The sequence below is a fragment of the Mucilaginibacter sp. GW821-FHT07H05 genome (assembly GCF_059418485.1).
In genome coordinates, this window is sequence record NZ_JBWKPY010000006.1 from 274,050 (window position 1) to 295,470 (window position 21,421).

Consider the following 21,421-nt stretch of genomic DNA (forward strand, 5'->3'; position numbering starts at 1 on the left):
GATAAAGGCCTTAAGCCCTGCAACATTTGGTTTTAACCGGCGTCATTTGGTGTAAGCTATTATTACCGATACCATACACATGAAAAAAGCATTACTGTTTCTTTTAATCACCGGCCTGGTACAGGCCGCAGTGGCGCAACAATACCTTATCAGGGCAGAAGTTACCGGTTTCCCGGATAACACTAAATTTTATCTGAAGGATCTGGATGTAGATTCGGATATCGATAGCGCTGTGCTGAAAAACAACCGGTTTGAGATGAGGGGGAAAATATCCGATGCCCCTAAATCTTTATGGATCTATGCCACCGCTAACAAAAATTCCTATTATACCACTTTGCTCATCGGGAACGATAATTTAACCATTAAAGGCGATGCAAAGGATTTTCCGTTCGATCTGTCTATCACCGGGTCAAAAATTCAGGATGTGCATAATTTGCAGGTTAATTTAACCAAGGCAAACTATAAAAAACGCAACCAGTTACTGCAGGATTACTTTACCCTTAAAGGTGATAGCGCCGAAATAAAAGGGAAGCAAATATGGAAGGTTATTGGCAAGCTTGACAACGCCGATGACGCGGTAAGGAAAGCGTTTATCATTTCCCACTTAAATACTTACGAGGGCTTGCACGAATTGTTCTACCTAAAAAACAAATTCCCTAAGGATAGCCTTCAGCAACTTTACACCTCGCTAACCCCCGAATTTAAGCGCAGCCAGTTTGCACAGCGCATAGCTACCTATTTAAAAGTGGGCAATATTTTAAAAAAGGGCGATAACAGTGTTGATTTTGAGGCGCTTGATAAAAACGGCCAAAAACACCGCCTAACCGATTTTAAAGGCAAGTACGTTTTGCTCGATTTTTCTACCACGTATTGCGGCCCCTGTATCCAGTCGTTAACCGATCTGCATTTAATGGCCAAACAATATAAGGATGAGCTGGCGATAGTCACCTTTTCGGGCGATGGGGGCAAAGATACCTGGCTTAAAGGATTAAACCGCGACCAGCCCGCATGGCTAAGTTTGTGGGATGGCAAAGGCCCCTATGGCGAAACTATTTTAAAATACGGCGTAACCGGTTATCCCACCTTTGTGTTGATAGGTCCCGAAGGGAAGATCATTTCCAAATGGTCGGGCTATGGTAAAAACAAGGATGGGAAAGGCAGCTTAGAAACAGCAGTAGCTAAATTAATGCCTGCCGGTAAATAGCTCTTACTCTTTTGTAAAAGCTATTTTAAGCTTAACCGTCTTCGGTTTCCCGCTGATATCGGGTATCCAGGCCGGTCCGTTTTTAACCAGCTCAATGGCTCTATTATTCAGGGTTTCGTTTACGCCTTTGGTGATATGAACATCGCTTAAGGCACCTTTTGCACCAACCGTGAAGGCGAGGCGGACGGTGCCCGTATTGGCGTCGGTAGTGATGGCCGCGCGTTTTAAATATTGATTATAGTTATCCCAGCCTGTTTGCGGGTGCGCCTCTTTAATCACATCGGCGGCTTTGCTTTTCCCGTAACCAACGGTCACCACTTCGGCTAATGCCCTATTATCGGGGTTAAGGGCTATTTTAAGACTGTCATACGCATTGACTTTAACACGTTTGGTTTGATACCCTATAGACCGGACATCCAGCATGGCCTGGCCATCTGCCGTTATCGAGAACCGGCCCTGCGCGTCGGTCTGCGTTGCTTTTTGAGTGCCGTTTACAATCACATTCGCGCCCGGTAAAGGCAGGCCCAGATCGCTTAATACGGTGCCGCTTATTTTTTTCGGCGTAGTTACCTCCGCCCCGGTTACCTTACCCTGCAAGGTTTGTGTACTAAGTCCGTATGTGTTGCCTTTTGCTTCATTTTTTGCAAGCACGTCCCGTCCCGGGATAGTTATTTCTTTTAAGTAGGTGCTGTCTTTGGCCCTTTTCTTAAGTTCAGACGCGGCAAATAAGGTTGTATCAACCTTTTTATCTTTCATAAGGGCATTCAACTCACCATCTTGCTTTACCGCAGCTTTCCTTGTAAAGCTTTCGTCTATAACAGGTTTATTGGCCGCATTGTCGCCATGGTCTTCAGCAGTTACTGTTGCATCCCCCTGTGTTATAGGGAGGGCGGCTTTAAACTCTGGCCGGCGCTTTGTTATAACTTGCGGCGAAGGCACCGCGGCTATCATGTTCTCTTTAGTAGCGGGTTTTAATAAAGTATCGGGAACCTTAACAGTATGATCTGTTGCAGATGCAGTGGTATTAGCGGCCATCTGCTCATTTTCCGGCGCCTGCCTGTCCGGCCATAACAGATATCCCAGCGAAAACATAATTAAAACAGAAGCCGCCGCCGCATAATATTTCCAGGGGATAATTTTACGGGTTTTACTTTGGCTGATGCGCTGTTGCAGGCGGGTGTCCAGATCATTCAGCGGATCTTGCTGTGCGCCGGGGGCTTCTTCATACCCGGCTATGGCATCCATCAAAAAGGGATCGTCCAGTGCCTCGCGCTCCAGTTGGTGCATGGTACGGGCATCAAGCTCCCCGTTAAGGTACTTCCTGATTTGCGATATGTCTGTTTTTTTAGCGCCCACTGTTCTTTTCCAAACAAATTTTCAAATTCCGCTTGCCGTTTTGGATATAGCTTTTTACCTCGTTTAAAGTATAGCCGGTTTGGTCGGCAATTTCCTTATAGCATTGTTCTTTGTAATAAAACAAATTTACGCTTTGTTTTTGCGCTGCAGGCAATTTTTCCATGCAGCGCTCCAGCGCGTTCATTGTTTCTTCTTTATGCTCATCATCAGGATGCAAAACCAATGTATTTTCCATAACATCGTCCATACTAATTACATCCAGTTTTTTTGCCGCCCGTAATTGCATCAGGCAATGGTTTCGGGTAAGCACATACAGCCAGCCCCTAAACTGCTTTACCTCGTGCCTGGCGGCCTTATCAACCAGTTCCTCAAATATCTGCATTACGGCATCTTTACTCTGCTCTTCGTCCTTTAAGTATTTAAGGCAAACACCATAAACCAGGCCCATATACGGTTTATACAGCTTACCAAGCACGGCAATATCGCCGCTTTTGCGGTAAAGTTCCAGCAGCTTTAAATCCTCTGCTTCGTTGTACTTAACTGTAGGCCCGAATACGCTCATTTTATCGGCATCAAATTAAATTTTTTTAATGGTTTATGGAAATAGGTAAACGCCCGCATCCGGAATAAAAGGAGGAAGATAGCGGCACTGACAATCACAATGTCGATTATTTTACAGGTAAGCATCTGATTTTAAAGCCGGTTCATCTCTATTTCAATTTTTGGATGGGTTAGCCGGCTACTTTTAAGTTGTGCACAAAAAAACAGTTCAATTATTAAACCCCGGTAATGGTATTACCGATTAACACTTAAACACTATGAAAAAAGCAATTATTCTACTCATGTGTATGCTGACAGCCGGCCGGTTGTTGGCCCAAAACGCACCCGGCGTGGCCAATACGGCTACCAACCCAATAGCAAGGACCGTTACCGGGATAGTAAAAGACACTACCGGAACAACCATACCTGGCGTCACTGTAAAACTACAGTCGGGTAAAGAAAGCCTGACTGTGGCAACCAATGCAACCGGCGAGTTTACGTTCAGCCACGTAAAAAGCGCCACGTTTGTGCTCACTTTTACCAGTATCGGTTACCAGTCGCTGGTGAAAAAATTTGCCAATAATAATTCACTTAAAAAGATCTCGCTGGGCACCATCGTACTTAAACCGGAGCAGATTTTTTTGCGGGAAGTAGCCATCAACGGCGCTCCTGCGGTGAACTATAAAACCGACAAGACAGCATACAAGGCCAGCGATTACAAAGTACGCCAAAGTGCAACCACCAATGATTTGCTTAGAAAAATGCAAGGCATACAGGTAAACGCCAACGGTAGCATCACCCACCAGGGCCAGCAGGTAACTAAAGTGCACGTTAATGGCAAAGATTACGCCGGCGGCGATGCAAAACAAGGTATCCGAAACCTGCCAGCGGATATCATTGAAAAGTTGCAGGTAATAGATGACTATGGCAATCAGACCGCAATGACAGGTGTAAAAAGCGGCGATCCTAATAAAATACTTAACATGGCTACTACTCCCGATATAAGGGATGAATCATACGCCACATTGATCGAAAACAAGTATCAAAACCCTAAGGATAATCCACTATCTACCTTTTCGGTTGATGTGGATAATGCATCGTACAGTAACATCCGCCGCTTTATTAATGGGGGGCATTTGCCCCCGGCCGATGCCATTCGTATCGAGGAAATGATCAATTATTTTAAATATCAATTACCTGAACCAAAGGACGACGGGCCGGTGGCAATTGTCACCGAGCTTGCCGCCGCTCCATGGAATACCAATCACCGCTTACTGCGTATTGGTTTAAAGGCGCGTACTATCCCAACCGATAAACTGCCGGCATCAAACCTGGTTTTTTTGATAGATGTTTCCGGATCGATGAATGAGGAAAATAAACTCCCTTTGGTAAAAACATCCATGAAAATGCTGGTTGAGCAATTGCGTCCGCAGGATAAGGTTGCCATAGTGGTGTATGCGGGTAACGCCGGTTTGGTATTGCCTGCCACCGCCGGTGATCAAAAAGAGAAAATAAATAATGCGATAGATAATTTAAGCGCGGGCGGATCAACCGCCGGTGGCGCGGGTATTATGCTGGCTTATAAAGTAGCCCGCGAGAATTTTAAGAAAGGCGGGAATAACCGTATTGTTTTAGCTACCGACGGCGATTTTAACGTAGGCGCCAGCAGCGACGAAAGTATGGAGCAACTGATCACCAAAGAGCGGGAGAGTGGCGTTGACCTGTCCATTATGGGTTTTGGTATGGGTAATTATAAAGACAGTAAAATGGAAACGCTGGCCGATAAGGGCAACGGCAACTATGCTTATATCGACAACATTACCGAAGCCCATAAAGCATTGGTGAGCGAGTTTGGCGGCACCATGTTTACCGTGGCTAAGGATGTAAAGCTGCAAATTGAATTTAACCCGGCCAAAGTACAGGCTTATCGCCTGCTGGGTTACGAGAACCGGATATTGGCTAAAGAAGATTTTAATAATGATAAAAAAGATGCCGGCGATATGGGATCGGGACATACGGTGACTGCTTTTTACGAGATTATCCCCGCCGGGATAAAGGATGATTACGCGGGCAGTGTGGATCCGCTGAAATACCAGAAGGTGGATAAAGCCCCGGCCGGATCTTTATCCGATGAGATGCTGACGGTAAAGTTCCGCTACAAAGAACCGCAGGGTTCGGTAAGCAAAATGAGCGAGTTTGTGGTGAAGGACACCCCACGGGATTTCGATAAACTATCTGCCGATTACCGTTTTGCCGCCGCTGTTGCCGAAATAGGTATGCTGCTGCGCCAATCAGACTATAAAGGTAAAGCTACCTATCAGCAGGCCATTGCGATAGCCAAAGCAGCCAAAGGTAACGATGAGGAAGGCTACCGGTCGGAATTTGTGCGCCTGGCCGAAAGTGCAAGTTTAATGGTTAAAGGGGAGGCGCTGGCTGCAGGGAAGTAGAGGCCCGGTGGAACTTAAAAGGTGTGGATGACGTTAAAACCACGATGTCATTTCGATAGAGCAAGGGCTGGGATTGCGGGGAGGGCGAAAGAGAAATCTTATACGCGCGATAAGTAAATCGTATAAGATTTCTCCTCACCCCAACCCATTACCTCCGCAGGTTCGTTCGAAATGACATGGGGGTTAAAATAGATACGTCATGGATAGGTACGAAGGGTGCGTGCGCAGGCCCACCCACCATGCTTCGACAAGCTCAGCATGAGACACCACATGCACTAAATCTGTCATTGCGAGGTATCCCGATAACTATCGGGACGAACTATACAGAGCCGCTCTGCTGGTGTGCGATTGCTTCGTACCTCGCAATGACATTATGATAGATCAAAAACACTCCCCAATCTTCCTCAACTGATGCGCATGCCTTTGTGTATGCACCGAAATAAAGTTCAGCAGCTCCAGCCGGCTTACCGGCCCTGAACCCGGGAACTCAAAATCCTTGACGATCAGCGTCAGATCCTTGTCCTTAGCCGTATTGATAATGGCTTTCAATTCATCGTCTATGGAGCTGATCAACGCGTCCATGTCCTTGGGCTCGTCAGACGGTAAAATAAAACTTGGCGATTTCATTTTAGTGCTAAAATCAAGGAACATTTGCCGCAGGCTGGCTACATGCAATGCCGGATCGCGGTTGGGGATAATCCCTTCGGTGCTTAAAAGATAGGGTACCCCTTTAACTGATTTATATACATGTTCGGCTACCTGTCCGGCGGTCCAGCTGCCCTCAAATGGTACGGTGTTAAATTGTTCGGGGGTAAACAAATGCAGGCTGGCTATAAAGCCTTCCCGGGTTGTGCTTAATTCTGCTAAAATGTCTGCTGCCATGGTAATTGGTTTTACTAATGTAAAGTTAAGGGCAATATCAGCAACACAACCGTGCGAAAACGACAATAAAAGGGCCGATTGCGACAATAGTATATATAAGATAAAAAGATTATTTCTACGGCCGGTGATGGCTATGTTATTATTTCTACAAAGCTTTAACCCCTTGCGGGGTTCTAAAATCTTTAAATAATTAGGTTGTTTTCAGGGTTAACACTTTTTAGCTCCGAATATGGTATAAGCTATTGATGGTCAATTATTTAACTTAAAAATTCCTTTGAATTATGTTAAGTTGTGTTAACCCCTATCAAAAATGAAACTTCGGTTAACAACTACGTCAACTCCTTCATCAATTGGTCAAAGGCGGCTTTCAATTCGGCATAATCCTGTTCCAGTTTAGCAACGCGGGCTTCCAGTCCGCTGGCCGAATGTACAATGGGCATGTCCGGTTCATCATCGCTGATCTCCGGGATCCCTGCCAGCAGGTGGGCGTAACGCACTTCCTTTTGCCCGGGGCGGCGGGGTAATTGCATTAAATACGGCGGTTCATCGGCGGCAAGCTTCTCCAGCATCTGCTGCACTTCGTCTATCGATTCAAACTCATACATCCTGCCCGAATTGGTATTGATCTCGCCCGGGGTTTGCGGGCCACGCAATATCAGCAGGCAAATAATGCAAACCTCGGCAGGCAGCACCGGGTACACAATGGCAAAGTTATGCTTATACTTCACGGCACGGCTTGATCCACCGGTAGCGGTAGAGATCAACCCCCGTTTTTTCAACGAATCGAGCGCCAGGGCAACTGTTCCTTCGTCATATTGCACCACGGGTTTACGCGATGTTTTTTGGTTGCAGGCGGCGGTCAATCCGTTAAGTGACATGGGGTAATATTCGGGCGTAGTGCGGGCCTTTTCCATTAACGATCCAAGCACACGCAATTCGGTGGCATCAAGTACAGGCAGTTTCTTCGGTGAATCCATTAGCTAAAATATAAAATGGTTTGGTGCGGGCAATATAGTTTTTTTGTTTGGGTGTGGGCAATACATCCTGTTTGAATTCAGAGCGTAAGGATAACATAAGAAGCAAGCATTATCTTTTTGAAGACCGGGAAAATATCCAAATTAAAAGTTGCCCCAATATTAAAGCGCCGGCCATAATAAAGCATCCGTAACCACCATAACTTATCCCTGACGAGCCACCGTATTTGCCATACAAAACACCGCCGGTGGTTGTGTCAGTATATAGATCATATATTCCCAGTCCAATCAAAAACAACACGGTAAAACGATATATAAATACAAACTGTCTATAGGTACGTCCCTTATAATCCTTTTGCATGCGTATACTATTAGGTATCTAAATTACTAATTTGTTGGGATTCCGCTGTAAAGTAAAGTATGAGGCACCATGTTGCCTGAACCTGCGAACAGTACAATTATTGGAAAAGCAATTTCAGTGCTGCTATCAGCGTTTGTTCCTGCTATCCGTTCCAAAGCCTCGCCATCTCTGCCCTGCCCCTCCCGCGCTACGGGTTTTCCACTGCTATCAGGTTTAGGCTGAACGGTTGTGCAAGACTTACGAAGTTTTTAAAACTTCGTAAGTCTGAATCTGCTATATTGCCAATCAGGATGCGGCAGGTGGGTTGTATGCGCAATTTTCCCTAATATTGATTTGCCAATTTACCTGATATGTTTATTCCGAATCGTACCCGAATTTTTTTGCTGGCCATTGTCTGCCTTTTGATAGCTAATACCATCACTGTTTCCGCGCAGGTAAACACTGCCAAACCCTGGACCTACTGGTGGTGGATGGGCGGCGCCGTTAACGAAAAAGACATTCAGCATAGCCTGCGCGAATTTAAGCGGATAGGTATCGGTGGGGTACACATCATCCCCATTTATGGGGTTAAAGGCTACGAGGCCGAGTTTAAACCCTTTTTAAGTGATAAATGGATGAAAGAATTGGCCTATACCTTAAGCGAGGCCAAAAAGCTGGGCATTGGTGTAGATCTGTCTACCGGCAGCGGCTGGCCTTTTGGAGGGCCAAATGTAAGCGAAGCCCAAAGCGCCAAAAAGTGGGTGTTGAAAGATGGGGCCTTTACATCGGCCAGTACGCAGCAAAAGGTAAAGCGCGCGGGGCCGGGCGGCACAGGCTATGTAGCCGACCCGTTTGATAAAAACCTGATGCAGCAATACCTGGTACGGTTCGACAGCGCTTTCGCTAAACAAAACGTAGCGGGATTGCGATCGATGTATTCCGACTCGTACGAAGTATTTGGCGCTAACTGGACTAACAACTTTTTGCAGGAGTTTAAAAAACGCCGGGGATACGATTTCCAGGAGGTCAGCAAAATATTTTTAGATACCACCAACAACCAGCAAACCTGCCTGGTTAAAATAGACTATCAGCAAACCCTGTCGGAGTTGTTGTACGAGAGTTACCAAAGCTGGGCGGTATGGTCCAAACAACACCATTTTATCACACGATACCAGGCCCATGGCTCGCCGGGGAATTTGTTAGACTTATATGGCCTGGCTACCATCCCCGAAACGGAATCATTCGGCAGCAGCAATTTCACGATACCATTATTACGTGTTGAACCCGGTTACGAACCCAAAACCTTTGGCCGGCCTAACCCGCTGACCATGAAATTCGCCTCGTCGGAAGCAGGAGTGAGCGGCAAGCAACTGATCAGTTCGGAAACCTGTACCTGGCTGGCCAATCACTTTAAGGTATCCTTATCGCAAGCCAAACCACAAATCGACGAGTTGTTTACAGCCGGGATAAACCACGTGTTTTTCCATGGCACTACCTACTCGCCCCAGGCCGAAAAATATCCGGGATGGCTATTTTATGCATCAACCAACTGGGGGCCAAGCTCGCATTTTTATAACGAGTTGCCTTTGCTTACCCAATACATTTATCACTGCCAACGCATTTTGCAAAACAGCAAGCCCGATAATGATGTGCTCATTTATTTCCCTGTACAGGATATCTGGGCTGATAGAAACAGCGGCGGCTACGGCATCCACCAGTTAGACGTGCACCATTCGGAAGCCTGGTTTGGGGCTTTGCCTTTTGGTAAACTGAGCAAGGAACTTTTGCAGAAAGGTTTCTCGTTCGATTATATATCCGACAGGCAACTGGATGAAGTAAAAGTGAGCCAGGGTAAAATTCAAACTGCCGGGGCAAACTATAAAGTGATCGTTGTGCCTCATACCACCTATTTACCGAAGGCAACACTGGAGCGTCTAATGGCTTTGGGCAAGCAGGGCGCTACTATTATATTCGATCAATCGCTGCCGCAATTCCCAATGGGTTATGCTAACTTCAAGGAAAACAGCGCGGCCTTTGGAAAGGATAAGGCAGTTATAGCAGCTGACAAAACCCATTTTCCGGTAACCAATGATATCGTAGCCGAACTAAAGCATCATGGTGTATCGCAGGAAACGATTGCCAACGAAGGCCTGACATTTATCCGCAAAAAACAGGCGGGCAAAGTGGTGTACTTTATCGCTAATGTGAGTGATAAATTCACAGGCGGGTGGGTAAATTTCGCTACTGCCGGCAACATGGTAGGTTATGATGCATTGAACAACAAGAAATTTGGCATGGCTACACGCAAAAGCAATGGCAAAACGCAGTATTATTTATCGCTGCTGCCGGGGCAATCCTGCTTTGTAATGCAAGGGGCGGGTACAGTACCGGTTGAAAGCTTGCCAAAGGCCTACAATGCTTACCCCGTGAACACTACCTGGCAACTGCAATTTTTAGGCGGACGCCCCGGTTATCACAAAACTTTTAAGCTGGATACCCTGCAATCGTGGACTGCATTGAGCGATACTGCCGCTTTTTATACCGGTACTGCGAAGTATACCGGCACGGTTAACGTCCCGGCCGGTGTATCTGGCAAAAAAGATCTGATGATTGATCTGGGAACGGTAAATGAATCGGCTGTGGTTAAAATTAACGGTAAAACCATAGGCACCGCCTGGTCTATTCCGTTCCGGTTGAAGATCCCTGCTGGTGTATTGCTTGCCGGTAAAAACACGCTGGAGATCACCGTCACCAACCTCTCATCCAATTACATGAAGGTGTACGATAAGCAGCACCCCGAATGGAAGAAGTTCTATGACGCCAATATTGTGGATATCACCTATACGCCTTTCGATACCTCCAAATGGCCGGTTATGCCATCGGGGTTGAGTACTAATAATGTGAGGATATTGTATAGGTAGCCCGAAAATAACGCTAAGTTTTTGTCATTGCTGTAATGGTAGCACGGCAATCCTATAGGCAGAGCCGCATTCCAGTTCCCTCCTCAGGGAGGGGTGCGGTAGTCTGTGCGCTGGTAGGGAGGGGTTTCTCTACATTCAACGTCAGTCCGCTCAATTGCCGCGGAGGGCTGTTACTTTTTTCTTGATAAAAAAGTAACCAAAAAATCAAGACAGCAAAAATGCTTCCTTTGCCGCACGTGGCCTTTGCCCTGCAAAACGGACAGAACCACGGCTACGCTTATTTGCCCCGCTGTCGCACCCGCTTGTCCCCGCTTCTGCAAAACGCTGATGCCCTCCTGCCGCACAGGCCACCATTGTTCTGCCCGCTTTCACCCGGAAGCTTCTTTGCTGTCGGGAAATAAAAAACAAACCCGGCATAGGTAACTACCCGCCGGGTTGATATGTTAAGGAGAAACTATTACTTACCCATCGATTTATCCCTTATCGCCTTAAACTCCGATCCTGCCTTCCAGCCCGGCCAGGTATTTTCATTAGCCAGTTTGGTACCTAAACGATATAACAGGTCCGCGGTTTGTACCATGCCGGTCACATCCATATCGGGCGAGTAATTATCTGATGGCTGGTGATAATGATTAGCGGTGTAATCCTCTTCCTGTTTCAGGCCCCATTCTTTACCATGCGCTTTGCTGTCGGTACCACCATTAATATCCAATGCCGGTACGCCAACTTTAGCAAAGTTAAAATGATCAGACCGGTAATAGCTGCCGGCGCCGGGTTTTGGGTCGCCCACTAAAACGCGGCCATCCGCTTTTGCCAGTTCTTCCAGCTGGTCTTCCAGTTCGTTTTGTCCTTTGCCTGTTACGGCTATATCCTTTGTTTCGCCGTAAGGGTGCAGTGCATCCATATTTAAATTGGCAACTGTTTTGTTTACCGGGAAAATAGGGTGCGTTGCATAATACTCAGATCCCAGTAAGCCCTGCTCTTCGGCCGTAACCGAAAGGAATACGATAGAACGCTTCGGTTTCTCTTTCGCTGCCGCAAATGCTTTTGCAATGGCCAGCAAAGCGGCGCTGCCACTGCCGTTATCAACCGCGCCGTTATAAATACTATCCTTGCTGGCATCGGGTTTGCCTATGCCTAAATGGTCCCAATGGGCCGAGTAGATCACATATTCGCCGGGGGCGCTGCTTCCTTTTAGCATGGCCACTACATTATGAGATGTGGAATATTTCAATTTGGTTTGCACCGAAAGCGTAATGTTAGCATTTAACGGTACCGCCTTAAAGTCTTTTTTGCGGGCCAATGCGCGGAAATCGCCGGTAATACCTGCCGGGGCAAATAGCTTTGCGGCGGCTTCCTCGGTTATCCAGCCTTCTACCTTGCAGCGGTTCATGTGCTTATTGGCTTGTGTTAACTCTAATTTAGCGCCGGTATTGCTGGTATTTACCACCTGCCATGGGTAACTGGCCGGCTCGGTTTGATGAACGATCAGGATCCCCGCTGCACCTTGCCGCGCAGCTTCCTCATACTTGTAGGTCCAGCGGCCGTAATAGGTCATGGTATCGCCATGGAACAGCGTGGGGTCGCCCGATTTAAAGCCCGGGTCGTTCACCAGTACCACTACTGTTTTACCTTTTACATCCAGCCCGGCATAATCGTTCCATTTGTATTCGGGCGCTACCACACCGTAACCAACAAACACCAGGGGCGAGTTTTTCAATTGCACGGTATCTGTTTCGCGGCGGGTTAAGGCCACAAAATCTGCTGATGGGTTTAATGTAAGATTCGTTTTCCCGGCTATCGTCATAACTGATGGCGTACTGGTGATCTCTACCATCGGTACATCCTGGAAATAGCTGCCGTTATTACCGGGTTCCAGCCCGTATTTCTTAAATTGATCGGACAGGTATTTGATAGTTTTGGTTTCGCCCTCGGTAAATGGCTTGCGGCCCATCATTGAGTCGTTCGCTAAAACAGCCAGGTTACTTTTAATATCATCCCCGCTAATTGTAGCGGCCGCATTTTTTTCAGGCTGACTGCATCCTGCTGCTAAAGCAAGCGCGCCTAAAAGGAAAAGGTAATTGTAGTTGAGTTTCATCGTAGTGTGGGCTTTGCTCAAATGTAAAAACAAATCGCCTGTTTTTCAATTGTATGACTGTATATGGTAGTTTATGTACGATATGAGTGTAACAAGTTAATTACATTTGTGGAAATATAGGCTATCCGTCATCCACTAAATAAAAACAAAAATAACATGAAAAAGATTAGCATCATTATAGTACTACTATTGATAACAGTAACCGGATTTGCGCAAAATGTTGACCTGCGCCGCAAAATTGAAGTAAACGGAACAGCCGAAAAAGAGGTGACGCCCGACATTATTAATGTAACCATTTCCCTTAAGGAATATATTGATGGTAAGAACAAGATCACCATTAGTCAACTGGAAAGTCAGCTGGAAAAAGCGGTGAACGAGGCCGGTATAGCCAAAGCCGATTTTACCATTAACAGCTTGTCATCGTATAACTACACCTATCAAAAAAAGAAAAACCCCGACTTTTTGGTGAGCAAACAATATGGCATCAGGTTTCATGATTTTAATCGTTTTGATCAGATAATGAGCAAGTTAGATGCCAAAGGCGTGCAATCAACCAACATCGACAGCTACGATTATTCGAAAATAGCCGAAGTAAAACGCGAACTTAAAATACAGGCTTTACTGGCTGCAAGAGATAAAGCCAGTTATTTATTAACCAGCCTTAACGAAAAACTGGGAAGTGTAATAAACATTACCGAAAACGAGGAAAGTAACTATCCTGTATACAAAACAGCCATGTACGCTAACCGGGTTTTAGCAGCTGACGCGGCGCCCGAATCGGATATTGATGCAAAAAAGATTAAGCTTAGTTTCCAGGTGCATGCCGTATTTGAGATAGGTAAATAAAATGGTTAACATGCCTGCAGCCCTATGCTTTTTACAGCCTGCAGGCATGTTAATTTAATGTATCGGGAAGATTAGTTTTTAAGTTCCTGTAAATAAGCGCTTGACAAACTGCTTTTTACAGATTATATTTAGATACTAAACTTTTGATGATGATCCGTTTTAAACAAAGCAAGTTGCTTGTGGTCTCGCCGGCCACGTCGTTAGTACCCGTTCCGACCAATAAACACGTGATACATATTGAAAATACAAATCGTATTTTCCCGGTCATTAATGAATTCCAACCTCATGGTATCGTACTTGATTATGATTACCTGGGCAGCCATACCGAGAAGGTACTGAGGCGTTTAAGCAGCAACCCCTTTTACCGCAACATCAAAGTTTTTTGTTACAAATCAACATCGCATACCAAGGTTGACGACCTGTTAAAAACGCTGGGCGTAAAATATTTTGTATATGCTGATAGTAAAAAACAACAGCCGAAGCAAACCAACCCCACTGTTAACGCTTTAAGCGAAATGCTGGAGGCCAGTATGATAGGCACACTGGCCGACGCAAGCTATTAATCCGTTTATTTATTCCGCAAAAACAGTTATCTCATAATAATCACCCCGCTTTTATTTTCGGGGGCGCCGCCTACTTTGGTTATTTTGTAAATCAGCTTCAGATAAAAATACCGGCCAATGGTATTAGTTTGGTTATTAGTAATAATACCCGTTGTACTTATGGAGCGATTTATGCCCGAATTTTGATCAAGCAAATCAAACGCATTTAGGGATGCGGTCAGGTTTTTGTTCTGTAATAAATAATGCTCAATACCGGCATTCCATAAATAGTACGATGTATTTGCGCTGGCTGGCTGGCCGCGGTAAAGGTTTTGGTTAACATCGGTAAATATGCGCCAGGTTTTAACCGGCAATACGCTTACGCTGGCATTGTTGTTAAAACTAAAGTAATTCCTGTCGGCCAGGTGCTGGAACGAGTTTTTGGCCGTATTGTAATTTCCGTAAAAGCGCAGGCTAAACTGCAGCGTTTCCCTGTCGTAACTACCGCCAATGTTGGCCCCTGGTGTTATGCGGGTCACGGCGTTACGGTTGCCGTTAATAAAGTTAATAGTGCGGTTAATAGACGAATATGAACCCACACTATATTTCAGGCCTTTAATTTTGGTAGGCTTACCAATGTTAAAGCCCAGGCTGCCGCTGTAATTACCATCTACATTGATAGGCTTTGAGGTAGTAATACCATTGGCATCAACCGTGCTGATGGTAGAAAAACCGTTTTGCGTAGTGTTAAAATTGCTGTAAAGGTTAATGTAATTATTATTCTTAAAATCGAAATAATTATAATTAAGGTTTACATAATAAGAGCGGGATTGAACCAGGTCGGGATTCCCTTGCCTGATATATAATGGGTTGGTATTATTAAACACCGTTTGCAGATCGGTTGCCGAGGGCAGCGCCACATTGGTGCTTACACTGAAGTTAAGGCTGCGGCCATTTTTTTTGCGATAATTAAAGCTGGCATTAGGTACAAAAGCCCAGGCATTGCGGCTTACATCGTTAACAATATTATTGGCAATTGAGGTGCCGTGCAGCCCAAGTTGCGCCAATGCCATATTAAACGATAGCGTATAGCTTTCGCCCGATTTGCTGATGCCGGCCGTGGTGGTATAACGGTGGTTGCGATTATCGGAATTACCGCTGTACAGCGGATTAAAGATCTCGTAATTACCGGTAACGGCATTATAATCTACCGTATACTGGTTGGCGTTTTGCTTGCGCAGATCGGCCGTTTCGCTCAGGTTAAAGCTTATCCTTTTAGCCTTGCTTAACTGGCGCACAAACGATGCCGTACTGGTTAAAAAGCTGGCATTATTATCCTGCGATGCCTGCTGGTTGATATTGGTATTTGGCTGGCTGCCCACATAATACCGGGTAAGCGACTGGTTGTTATAATCGGCGTTATTGGCCGAGTAATTTCCGTTTGTATAAAAGTTGATAGAGCCCTTGCCCTGATGAAAGCGGTGGTTAATAGTAAACTGGCCGCCAAAAGCCGGGCTATGGGTAGTTTGATCAAGCAGTTGGCGGATGTTGTTAACACTATCGGCTGTTTGGTTTAGCGTACCCGATGCCGACCGGGAGAAGTTCTTTTTATAGCTGAATGATACATTTGGCTTAAAGCTTAAATTATTTAAGCTGTCTATTTTATACTCGAAATTGGCAGCGAAGCGATAGCTGTTACTGGTATTGTTACCATTGCTAAACTGGTTGGTGAACAGGCTATTGGGTACATCCTGCAAATTGGATGAACGGGTGATGGTGTTATTAGATATCACCGTTACAAAGCTGCTGTTAAATTTTAATTTACCGGCCTTGCCTAACTCATCCGAATAATTGATACCCGCGGTATGGTTGGTGATCAGGCCGCCGCTTACACCAGAAAATGCGCCGTTAACATCGGCCCGGCCATTAGCGCTGATATTGATATTGTTTGAACCATCTGATGAACCAAAAGCGCTGAAGGCGTTCCCGCCGGCAAAATTGTTAATATCATCGAACGAGAAGCCACTCTCGTTAACATTATTGCTGAGGGATAGCAGCGATATCTGTTTTTTGTTATCAAAACGGTTCATATTAAACTGCCCCAGGTAGCGCTCGCTGTTGCCGCCCGCGGCCGACATATTACCAAACCAACCCTTCTTTTTGTCGGCTTTAAGCGTAACATTCATAATCTTGTTACGGTCGCCATCATCAATGCCGGTGTTTTTGGCTTTATCGGTTTTATCATCTATAATCTGTACTTTATCTATAGCATCGGCAGGCAGGTTTTTGGTTACGGCTTTGGGGTCGTTACCAAAAAACTCCTTTCCATCTACCAAAACTTTAGTGATCTCTTTCCCCTGCGCGGTAATTTTACCATCCTTATCCACATCCACACCCGGGATCTTTTTAAACAACTGCTCAACGTTATCATTCTTTTGGGTTTTGTACGATCCGGCGTTAAACTCAATGGTATCCTTTTTAATGGTTACAGGGGGCTTTTCGGCTACAATATCCACTTGCTTTAAGGTGCGTACTTCTACCTCCATCATTAAAGTGCCTAAATCAACAAATGGCTTTGCCGATGTTACTGTAAAATGTACCACCTTTGTTTTCAGGCCCAGTTGCGCTATCAGGATGCGGTAGTTGCCATTGCCGATATTGGGAATTTCAACCATGCCATTTTTATCGGTAACCGTACTGCCCACAACCGACGAATCGGGGCCGTTTAAAATAACCGAGGCGGTTGCAAATTCAACAGGTTGCTCCTTGCTATCAATAATATGGGCTTTAACCATGCGTTTTTGCGATTGGCCCAAAGCTGCTGATGTTAATAAGGTAAACAGGAAAAAAAATGTGATGTAAAATTGTTTCTTCATATACAGGATAAAGTGTTAATAGGTGCGCCAAGATAACTAAATAGTTAGTTAAGCCAAAAAGCCTTAACATAATTTAACACTCAATTGTTAAAATGGTACGGGTTAAGAGACGTAGCAGAAAATGAAGTGTTACAGTTTGGGTGGAGATATTTACTGTATCGTTAAGAATGTTACAATGACAGATGGGGCAGGATTTGGGCGTTATGGTTTGGCTAAAGCCAATACTTTGCCCTGTTATTCTGCTTCATCAATGGAGAGGCAATGAATTTGGGATGACGATAAAGTAGTGTTTCGCCGAAGTATGGGTATCTTACTATTTATTGCCGTTGGCTTTAGCCAACGGATTAGCCATCGTTTCAATAAGGCTTTAGCCTAAATCACTCATTAGTAATCAGCTTAAATAAGCCACGTTGCTCAACGTACTTTTCACCTTGCCAAAATGAGGGCAGCCGCAGTCTTTTTTAAAGATACCGCATGAGGTAAGGCCCAGGCAGGCCATGATGATCATCAAATATTTAATCTTTCTCATTTACTGATGCATATAACGTTACCAATATACCAAATATTGCCATACCGGTGCCTACGCTATCGCAAAACAGATCTGCCCATTCGGCACCGCGCCAGGTGAAAACATAAAGCTGCAGTAATTCAATAATGCCGCCATAAATAACCGCAACTATGAAAATCTTTGTAGCTACATACAAAGTAAACTGGCGTTTGCCGTATTGCCTGATGATGCCACTGCCTATAAAAATACTTAGCACAAAAAACAGCCCGCAATGGGTCAGCTTATCAAAACCGGGAAAAAATAAACCCGATTTCCCTACCGAGGGACTGAAATAAATATTGCACAGTACAAAAATAAATAAGGCCCACCATATAGCGGGCCTTTGATATTTTAAAGCTTGTTTCATTTAATATTATGCGCCAACAATAGCCTGGTAGGCATCAGCGGTAAGCAAACCGTCCACATCAGCAGGGTTTTGCAGACTGATCTTTACCATCCAGCCATCGCCGTAAGGGTCGGTGTTTACTAACTCGGGCTGGCTGTCCAGCATTTTATTTACTTCTACCACGGTGCCCGTTACCGGCATAAACAGGTCGGATACGGTTTTAACAGCTTCAACTGTACCAAAAACATCCTCGCTGGCCACTTCCTTACCTACCGAAGTAATATCTACATAAACAATGTCGCCCAGTTCGCGCTGTGCAAACTCGGTAATGCCAATATAAGCTTCGCTGCCTTCAAGGCGTATCCACTCGTGGTCTTTGGTGTATTTTAATTCGGCGGGAAAAGTCATAGTATGTGTTTAGTTTTTTGTCCGCTCAAAAATAATAAAAGTTGCGATTATTTAACCACGAATATCTGAGTATTTATCGGTGAGGTAAGTGACGATTTAATCACAAAGTTCACGAAGAGGGGGCCCACAAAGGACACAGAGATTTAATTGGCAGAAATAGGTTTTATATTTATTACTATGCCTCCGTGACCTCCGTGCAAATCTATGCGAACCCTGTGGTTAAATAACCACAATGGTTAAATAACTTTAATTAAAACTTAAAATAATCTGTTTGTAGTTAATAAATAACAAACATTAACCATGAAAAAACTAAGTTATTTAATGATGACGCTTGCCGCCGCCTGGATGATACAGGGCTGCGGAGGCGCAAAAACCAGCACCGACAAAGCCGACAGCGCCAATACGGCCAAGGCAGACAGTAGCAAAATGAGCGACAGCAGCGCTGTAAGCCCGGCCATTACGGTAACCAAAGATGACGCCGAATTTGCGGTTAAAGCAGCCGATGGCGGTATGGCCGAAGTGGCCCTGGCTAAATTAGCACAAACAAAAGCCACGAGCGCTAAAGTAAAGGAGTTTGCCGATATGATGGTGACCGACCACGGCAAGGCTAACGATGAGCTGACGGCCCTGGCCAAAGCCAAAAACATTACCCTGCCGGCTACCGTAAGCGCCGATAAGCAAAAGGAACTGGAAGACCTGAACAAAAAATCGGGCACCGATTTTGACAAGGCTTATGTAGATGCGATGGTGGACGGACACAAGAAAACCGTCGATCTGTTCAGCGATGAATCTAAAAACGCGAAAGATCCCGATCTGAAGGCCTTTGTTGATAAAACCCTGCCTACCATAAAAATGCACCTGGAGCATATACAGGGTATTAAGGCGGGTATGAAATAATAACGATCTCTGCAACCTATACTGGTTTAACGGGACGCTTTGCAAGAGGTGTCCCGTTTTCTTTTATACTCACCCGGTCGTTGCTTCGCCCGACCACCCTCTCTTCGGCTTCGCCGGAAAGAGGGTGCAAGGTTATTCGGTATTATTCCTGCCCTCTTTCCGCACAGCGAAGAGAGGACCGACCAGCGAAGGGTAGTCGGGGCGAGTAAACCGTTTGCTGAATTTTTTTTCTGCGCAAACGTAAAATCGTATAATTGCATATCTATGGCAACACCTATTGTAACTGGTTTAATGGCCTACGGTATGTCCGGCAGGATATTCCACGCCCCTTTTTTAAGCACGCACCCGGGCTTCAAATTAAAGGCAGTGGCCGAGCGCAGCAAAAAAGTGATGAGCGCCCATTACCCTGATATTGTTAGCTATGATAGTATTGATGAATTGCTGAATGATGAAGAGATCGAACTGATAATTGTTAATACCCCCAATCATACTCATTTTGACCTGGCGCAGCGCGCCCTGAAAGCCGGCAAACATGTGCTGATAGAAAAACCAGCCGCGCGCACCGTAGCCGAAGTACAGGCATTATATGATATAGCCCGCCAAATCGGCCTTAAAGTAATGGTATACCAAAACCGCCGCTGGGATAGCGACTTTTTAGCCGTGAAGCAGGTAATAGAGAGCGGCCGTTTGGGTAAACTGGTAGAGATCAGCTTCCGGTTCGACAGGTATAAGCCTATATTAAGCCCGAAGAAGTTTAAGGAGGATGCCACTTTAGGTACCAACGGTTTAGTGTATGATCTGGGCCCGCATTTGATAGATCAGGTGATCAGTTTGTTTGGCAGGCCTTTGTCTTTTCATAAAGTAACGGCTAACCATCGCGAAGATTCTGATGTAATTGATTATTTTAGCTTCCACATGGCTTATCCTAACCAGCTGAATGTATACTTAACATCGGGCTTGCTGATACCCGAACCGCTGCCGTCGTTTGTGGTGCATGGCAGCTTAGGTAGTTTTATTAAAGACCGTGTTGATGTGCAGGAAGAGCAACTGGATAAAGCGATGCTGCCCACTGATGCAAACTATGGCCGCGAGCGGGCAGGCTATGAAGGCAAACTGACACTGGCCGATACCGACGGTAACAAGCATACCGAACTGGTGCCGGCTATAAAAGGAGATTACACGCATTTGTTTGAGGCCGCTTACCAGGCCATCCGCAATAATGCTTTATACCCGATAACAGAAGAACATATAGCTTGGCAAACCGAATTGCTGGAGGCGTAATTTAATACCATGAGTACCCTTATTAAAAACGATATAAAAACCATGAAACGAATATTCCTTTTTTTACTGACACTGGCTGTTACCGTAAGCTGTACCAACGCTCAAAAAAGCAATAATGGCGCTAAGTCCAAAACTGATAGCGGCAACAAGCAAAATGCCGATGCCAGCATCCCGCCGCCCCAAACCGTTAAACCAAAACCTATACCAGCCTATCGTATTTTAACTACCGACAGCGTTTGGGCAACCCCCGCTAATTTGAAAAAAGGCGCGCCTGTAATGATCGTCTATTTCTCGCCCGATTGCAGCCACTGCCAGCGCATGATGTACGAATTAAAGCCCAATATGAAAGAATTGAGCAATATCAGGATAGTGATGATCACCTGGTCCCTGAATTATGATATCCGTGGCATCCGTGAGTTTAAACGCGATTATGGACTGAAGGACTATCCTAATTTCACCATCGGTACCGAAGGCTATACCAAAAAAGTACAGGACTATTTCGAAATTAAGACCACGCCATTTATTGCCATGTACGATAGTAAGGGCCAATGGGTAAAGTACTTTGATAAAGTTCCCGAAACCAAGGATATCTTAGCGGCGGCAAAGAAATTGAAATAACAGTATTCTTAGCCGAATAATAAAGCAGGGATGTTATTTAGCACTGTGCGCTGCAATATAATCGGCCATGGTATTTACGTCCACTAATATCTTGCGGCCATCTTTAGGGTCCTGGATGGTAATGCCATATTCTTTTTTCAGCAGCACAATCAGTTCAAGCGAGTCGATAGAATCCAATCCCAGGCCGTCGCCGAACAAGGGTTCGTCGTCCTTAATGTCTTCGGGGGTTAATTCTGTTAAGTTTAAGAATTGTATGATCTGGACTTTTAGCTGTTGCTTCAGTTCTTCTTTTTCCATG

At 45.3% G+C, this 21,421-nt stretch carries 18 protein-coding genes; 8 read left to right on the forward strand and 10 right to left on the reverse strand.

Going from position 1 to position 21,421, the window contains the following annotated elements; translation table 11 throughout:
- Positions 1-79 precede the first annotated feature (79 nt).
- Complete coding sequence (locus AC07M6_RS17660; protein WP_494891677.1) at positions 80-1,204, forward strand: thioredoxin-like domain-containing protein; 1,125 nt, start codon at positions 80-82, stop codon at positions 1,202-1,204.
- A gap of 3 nt (positions 1,205-1,207) precedes the next feature.
- On the opposite strand, the gene AC07M6_RS17665 is transcribed toward AC07M6_RS17660, so the two are convergent.
- Positions 1,208-2,560 carry an energy transducer TonB gene (locus AC07M6_RS17665; protein ID WP_494891679.1) on the reverse strand — a complete coding sequence of 451 codons (1,353 nt, stop codon included), beginning with the start codon at positions 2,558-2,560 and terminating at the stop codon, positions 1,208-1,210.
- Positions 2,550-3,122: an RNA polymerase sigma factor gene (locus tag AC07M6_RS17670; RefSeq protein WP_494891681.1), complete on the reverse strand. Its 573-nt coding sequence runs from the start codon at positions 3,120-3,122 to the stop codon at positions 2,550-2,552. The genes AC07M6_RS17665 and AC07M6_RS17670 overlap by 11 nt, the downstream gene beginning before the upstream one ends.
- A gap of 256 nt (positions 3,123-3,378) precedes the next feature.
- On the opposite strand from AC07M6_RS17670, the gene AC07M6_RS17675 reads away from it, so the two are divergent.
- Positions 3,379-5,547 (forward strand): YfbK domain-containing protein, encoded by a 2,169-nt coding sequence (locus tag AC07M6_RS17675; protein WP_494891683.1) that lies wholly within the window; start codon positions 3,379-3,381, stop codon positions 5,545-5,547.
- A gap of 381 nt (positions 5,548-5,928) precedes the next feature.
- Here the strand turns inward: AC07M6_RS17675 and AC07M6_RS17680 are convergent, their stop codons facing one another.
- Both AC07M6_RS17680 and AC07M6_RS17685 read right to left on the reverse strand, forming a co-directional pair.
- The gene (locus AC07M6_RS17680; protein ID WP_494891685.1) at positions 5,929-6,429 is read right to left on the reverse strand and encodes a DinB family protein; all 501 of its coding nucleotides are present in this window, start codon (positions 6,427-6,429) and stop codon (positions 5,929-5,931) included.
- Positions 6,430-6,758: 329 nt separating this feature from the next.
- Positions 6,759-7,406, reverse strand: a complete 648-nt coding sequence (locus AC07M6_RS17685; protein ID WP_494891687.1) for a YceH family protein — start codon at positions 7,404-7,406, stop codon at positions 6,759-6,761.
- Positions 7,407-8,114: 708 nt separating this feature from the next.
- Between AC07M6_RS17685 and AC07M6_RS17690 the strand changes: the two genes are divergently transcribed.
- The gene (locus tag AC07M6_RS17690; RefSeq protein ID WP_494891689.1) at positions 8,115-10,664 is read left to right on the forward strand and encodes a glycosyl hydrolase; all 2,550 of its coding nucleotides are present in this window, start codon (positions 8,115-8,117) and stop codon (positions 10,662-10,664) included.
- A 457-nt stretch (positions 10,665-11,121) separates the two neighbouring features.
- Here AC07M6_RS17690 and AC07M6_RS17695 read toward each other — a convergent pair whose 3' ends face one another.
- On the reverse strand, positions 11,122-12,762 hold the full coding sequence (locus AC07M6_RS17695; RefSeq protein WP_494891691.1) for a M28 family metallopeptidase: 1,641 nt from the start codon (positions 12,760-12,762) through the stop codon (positions 11,122-11,124).
- A gap of 156 nt (positions 12,763-12,918) precedes the next feature.
- Between AC07M6_RS17695 and AC07M6_RS17700 the strand changes: the two genes are divergently transcribed.
- Positions 12,919-13,608 carry an SIMPL domain-containing protein gene (locus AC07M6_RS17700; RefSeq protein WP_494891693.1) on the forward strand — a complete coding sequence of 230 codons (690 nt, stop codon included), beginning with the start codon at positions 12,919-12,921 and terminating at the stop codon, positions 13,606-13,608.
- A 146-nt stretch (positions 13,609-13,754) separates the two neighbouring features.
- Positions 13,755-14,171 (forward strand): hypothetical protein, encoded by a 417-nt coding sequence (locus AC07M6_RS17705; RefSeq protein ID WP_494891695.1) that lies wholly within the window; start codon positions 13,755-13,757, stop codon positions 14,169-14,171.
- A 26-nt stretch (positions 14,172-14,197) separates the two neighbouring features.
- Here the strand turns inward: AC07M6_RS17705 and AC07M6_RS17710 are convergent, their stop codons facing one another.
- From AC07M6_RS17710 to gcvH, 4 genes are all read right to left on the reverse strand, one after another.
- Positions 14,198-17,026 (reverse strand): outer membrane beta-barrel protein, encoded by a 2,829-nt coding sequence (locus tag AC07M6_RS17710; RefSeq protein WP_494891697.1) that lies wholly within the window; start codon positions 17,024-17,026, stop codon positions 14,198-14,200.
- 391 nt (positions 17,027-17,417) lie between these two features.
- Positions 17,418-17,555, reverse strand: a complete 138-nt coding sequence (locus tag AC07M6_RS17715; RefSeq protein WP_494891699.1) for a hypothetical protein — start codon at positions 17,553-17,555, stop codon at positions 17,418-17,420.
- The gene (locus tag AC07M6_RS17720; protein WP_494891701.1) at positions 17,542-17,940 is read right to left on the reverse strand and encodes a VanZ family protein; all 399 of its coding nucleotides are present in this window, start codon (positions 17,938-17,940) and stop codon (positions 17,542-17,544) included. The genes AC07M6_RS17715 and AC07M6_RS17720 overlap by 14 nt, the downstream gene beginning before the upstream one ends.
- A gap of 6 nt (positions 17,941-17,946) precedes the next feature.
- Positions 17,947-18,327, reverse strand: coding sequence for a glycine cleavage system protein GcvH (gcvH, locus tag AC07M6_RS17725; RefSeq protein ID WP_494891703.1), 381 nt, complete (start codon positions 18,325-18,327; stop codon positions 17,947-17,949).
- Between the two features lie 300 nt (positions 18,328-18,627).
- Here gcvH and AC07M6_RS17730 point away from each other — a divergent pair, with 300 nt between their 5' ends.
- From AC07M6_RS17730 to AC07M6_RS17740, 3 genes are all read left to right on the forward strand, one after another.
- On the forward strand, positions 18,628-19,224 hold the full coding sequence (locus AC07M6_RS17730; protein WP_494891705.1) for a DUF4142 domain-containing protein: 597 nt from the start codon (positions 18,628-18,630) through the stop codon (positions 19,222-19,224).
- A 264-nt stretch (positions 19,225-19,488) separates the two neighbouring features.
- Positions 19,489-20,505 (forward strand): Gfo/Idh/MocA family oxidoreductase, encoded by a 1,017-nt coding sequence (locus AC07M6_RS17735; protein ID WP_494891707.1) that lies wholly within the window; start codon positions 19,489-19,491, stop codon positions 20,503-20,505.
- A gap of 42 nt (positions 20,506-20,547) precedes the next feature.
- Positions 20,548-21,123 carry a thioredoxin fold domain-containing protein gene (locus AC07M6_RS17740; RefSeq protein ID WP_494891709.1) on the forward strand — a complete coding sequence of 192 codons (576 nt, stop codon included), beginning with the start codon at positions 20,548-20,550 and terminating at the stop codon, positions 21,121-21,123.
- Positions 21,124-21,156: 33 nt separating this feature from the next.
- On the opposite strand, the gene AC07M6_RS17745 is transcribed toward AC07M6_RS17740, so the two are convergent.
- Entirely contained in the window at positions 21,157-21,420 is a 264-nt protein-coding gene (locus tag AC07M6_RS17745) for a phosphopantetheine-binding protein (protein WP_494891711.1), read from the reverse strand.
- Between the last annotated feature and the right edge of the window lies 1 nt (position 21,421).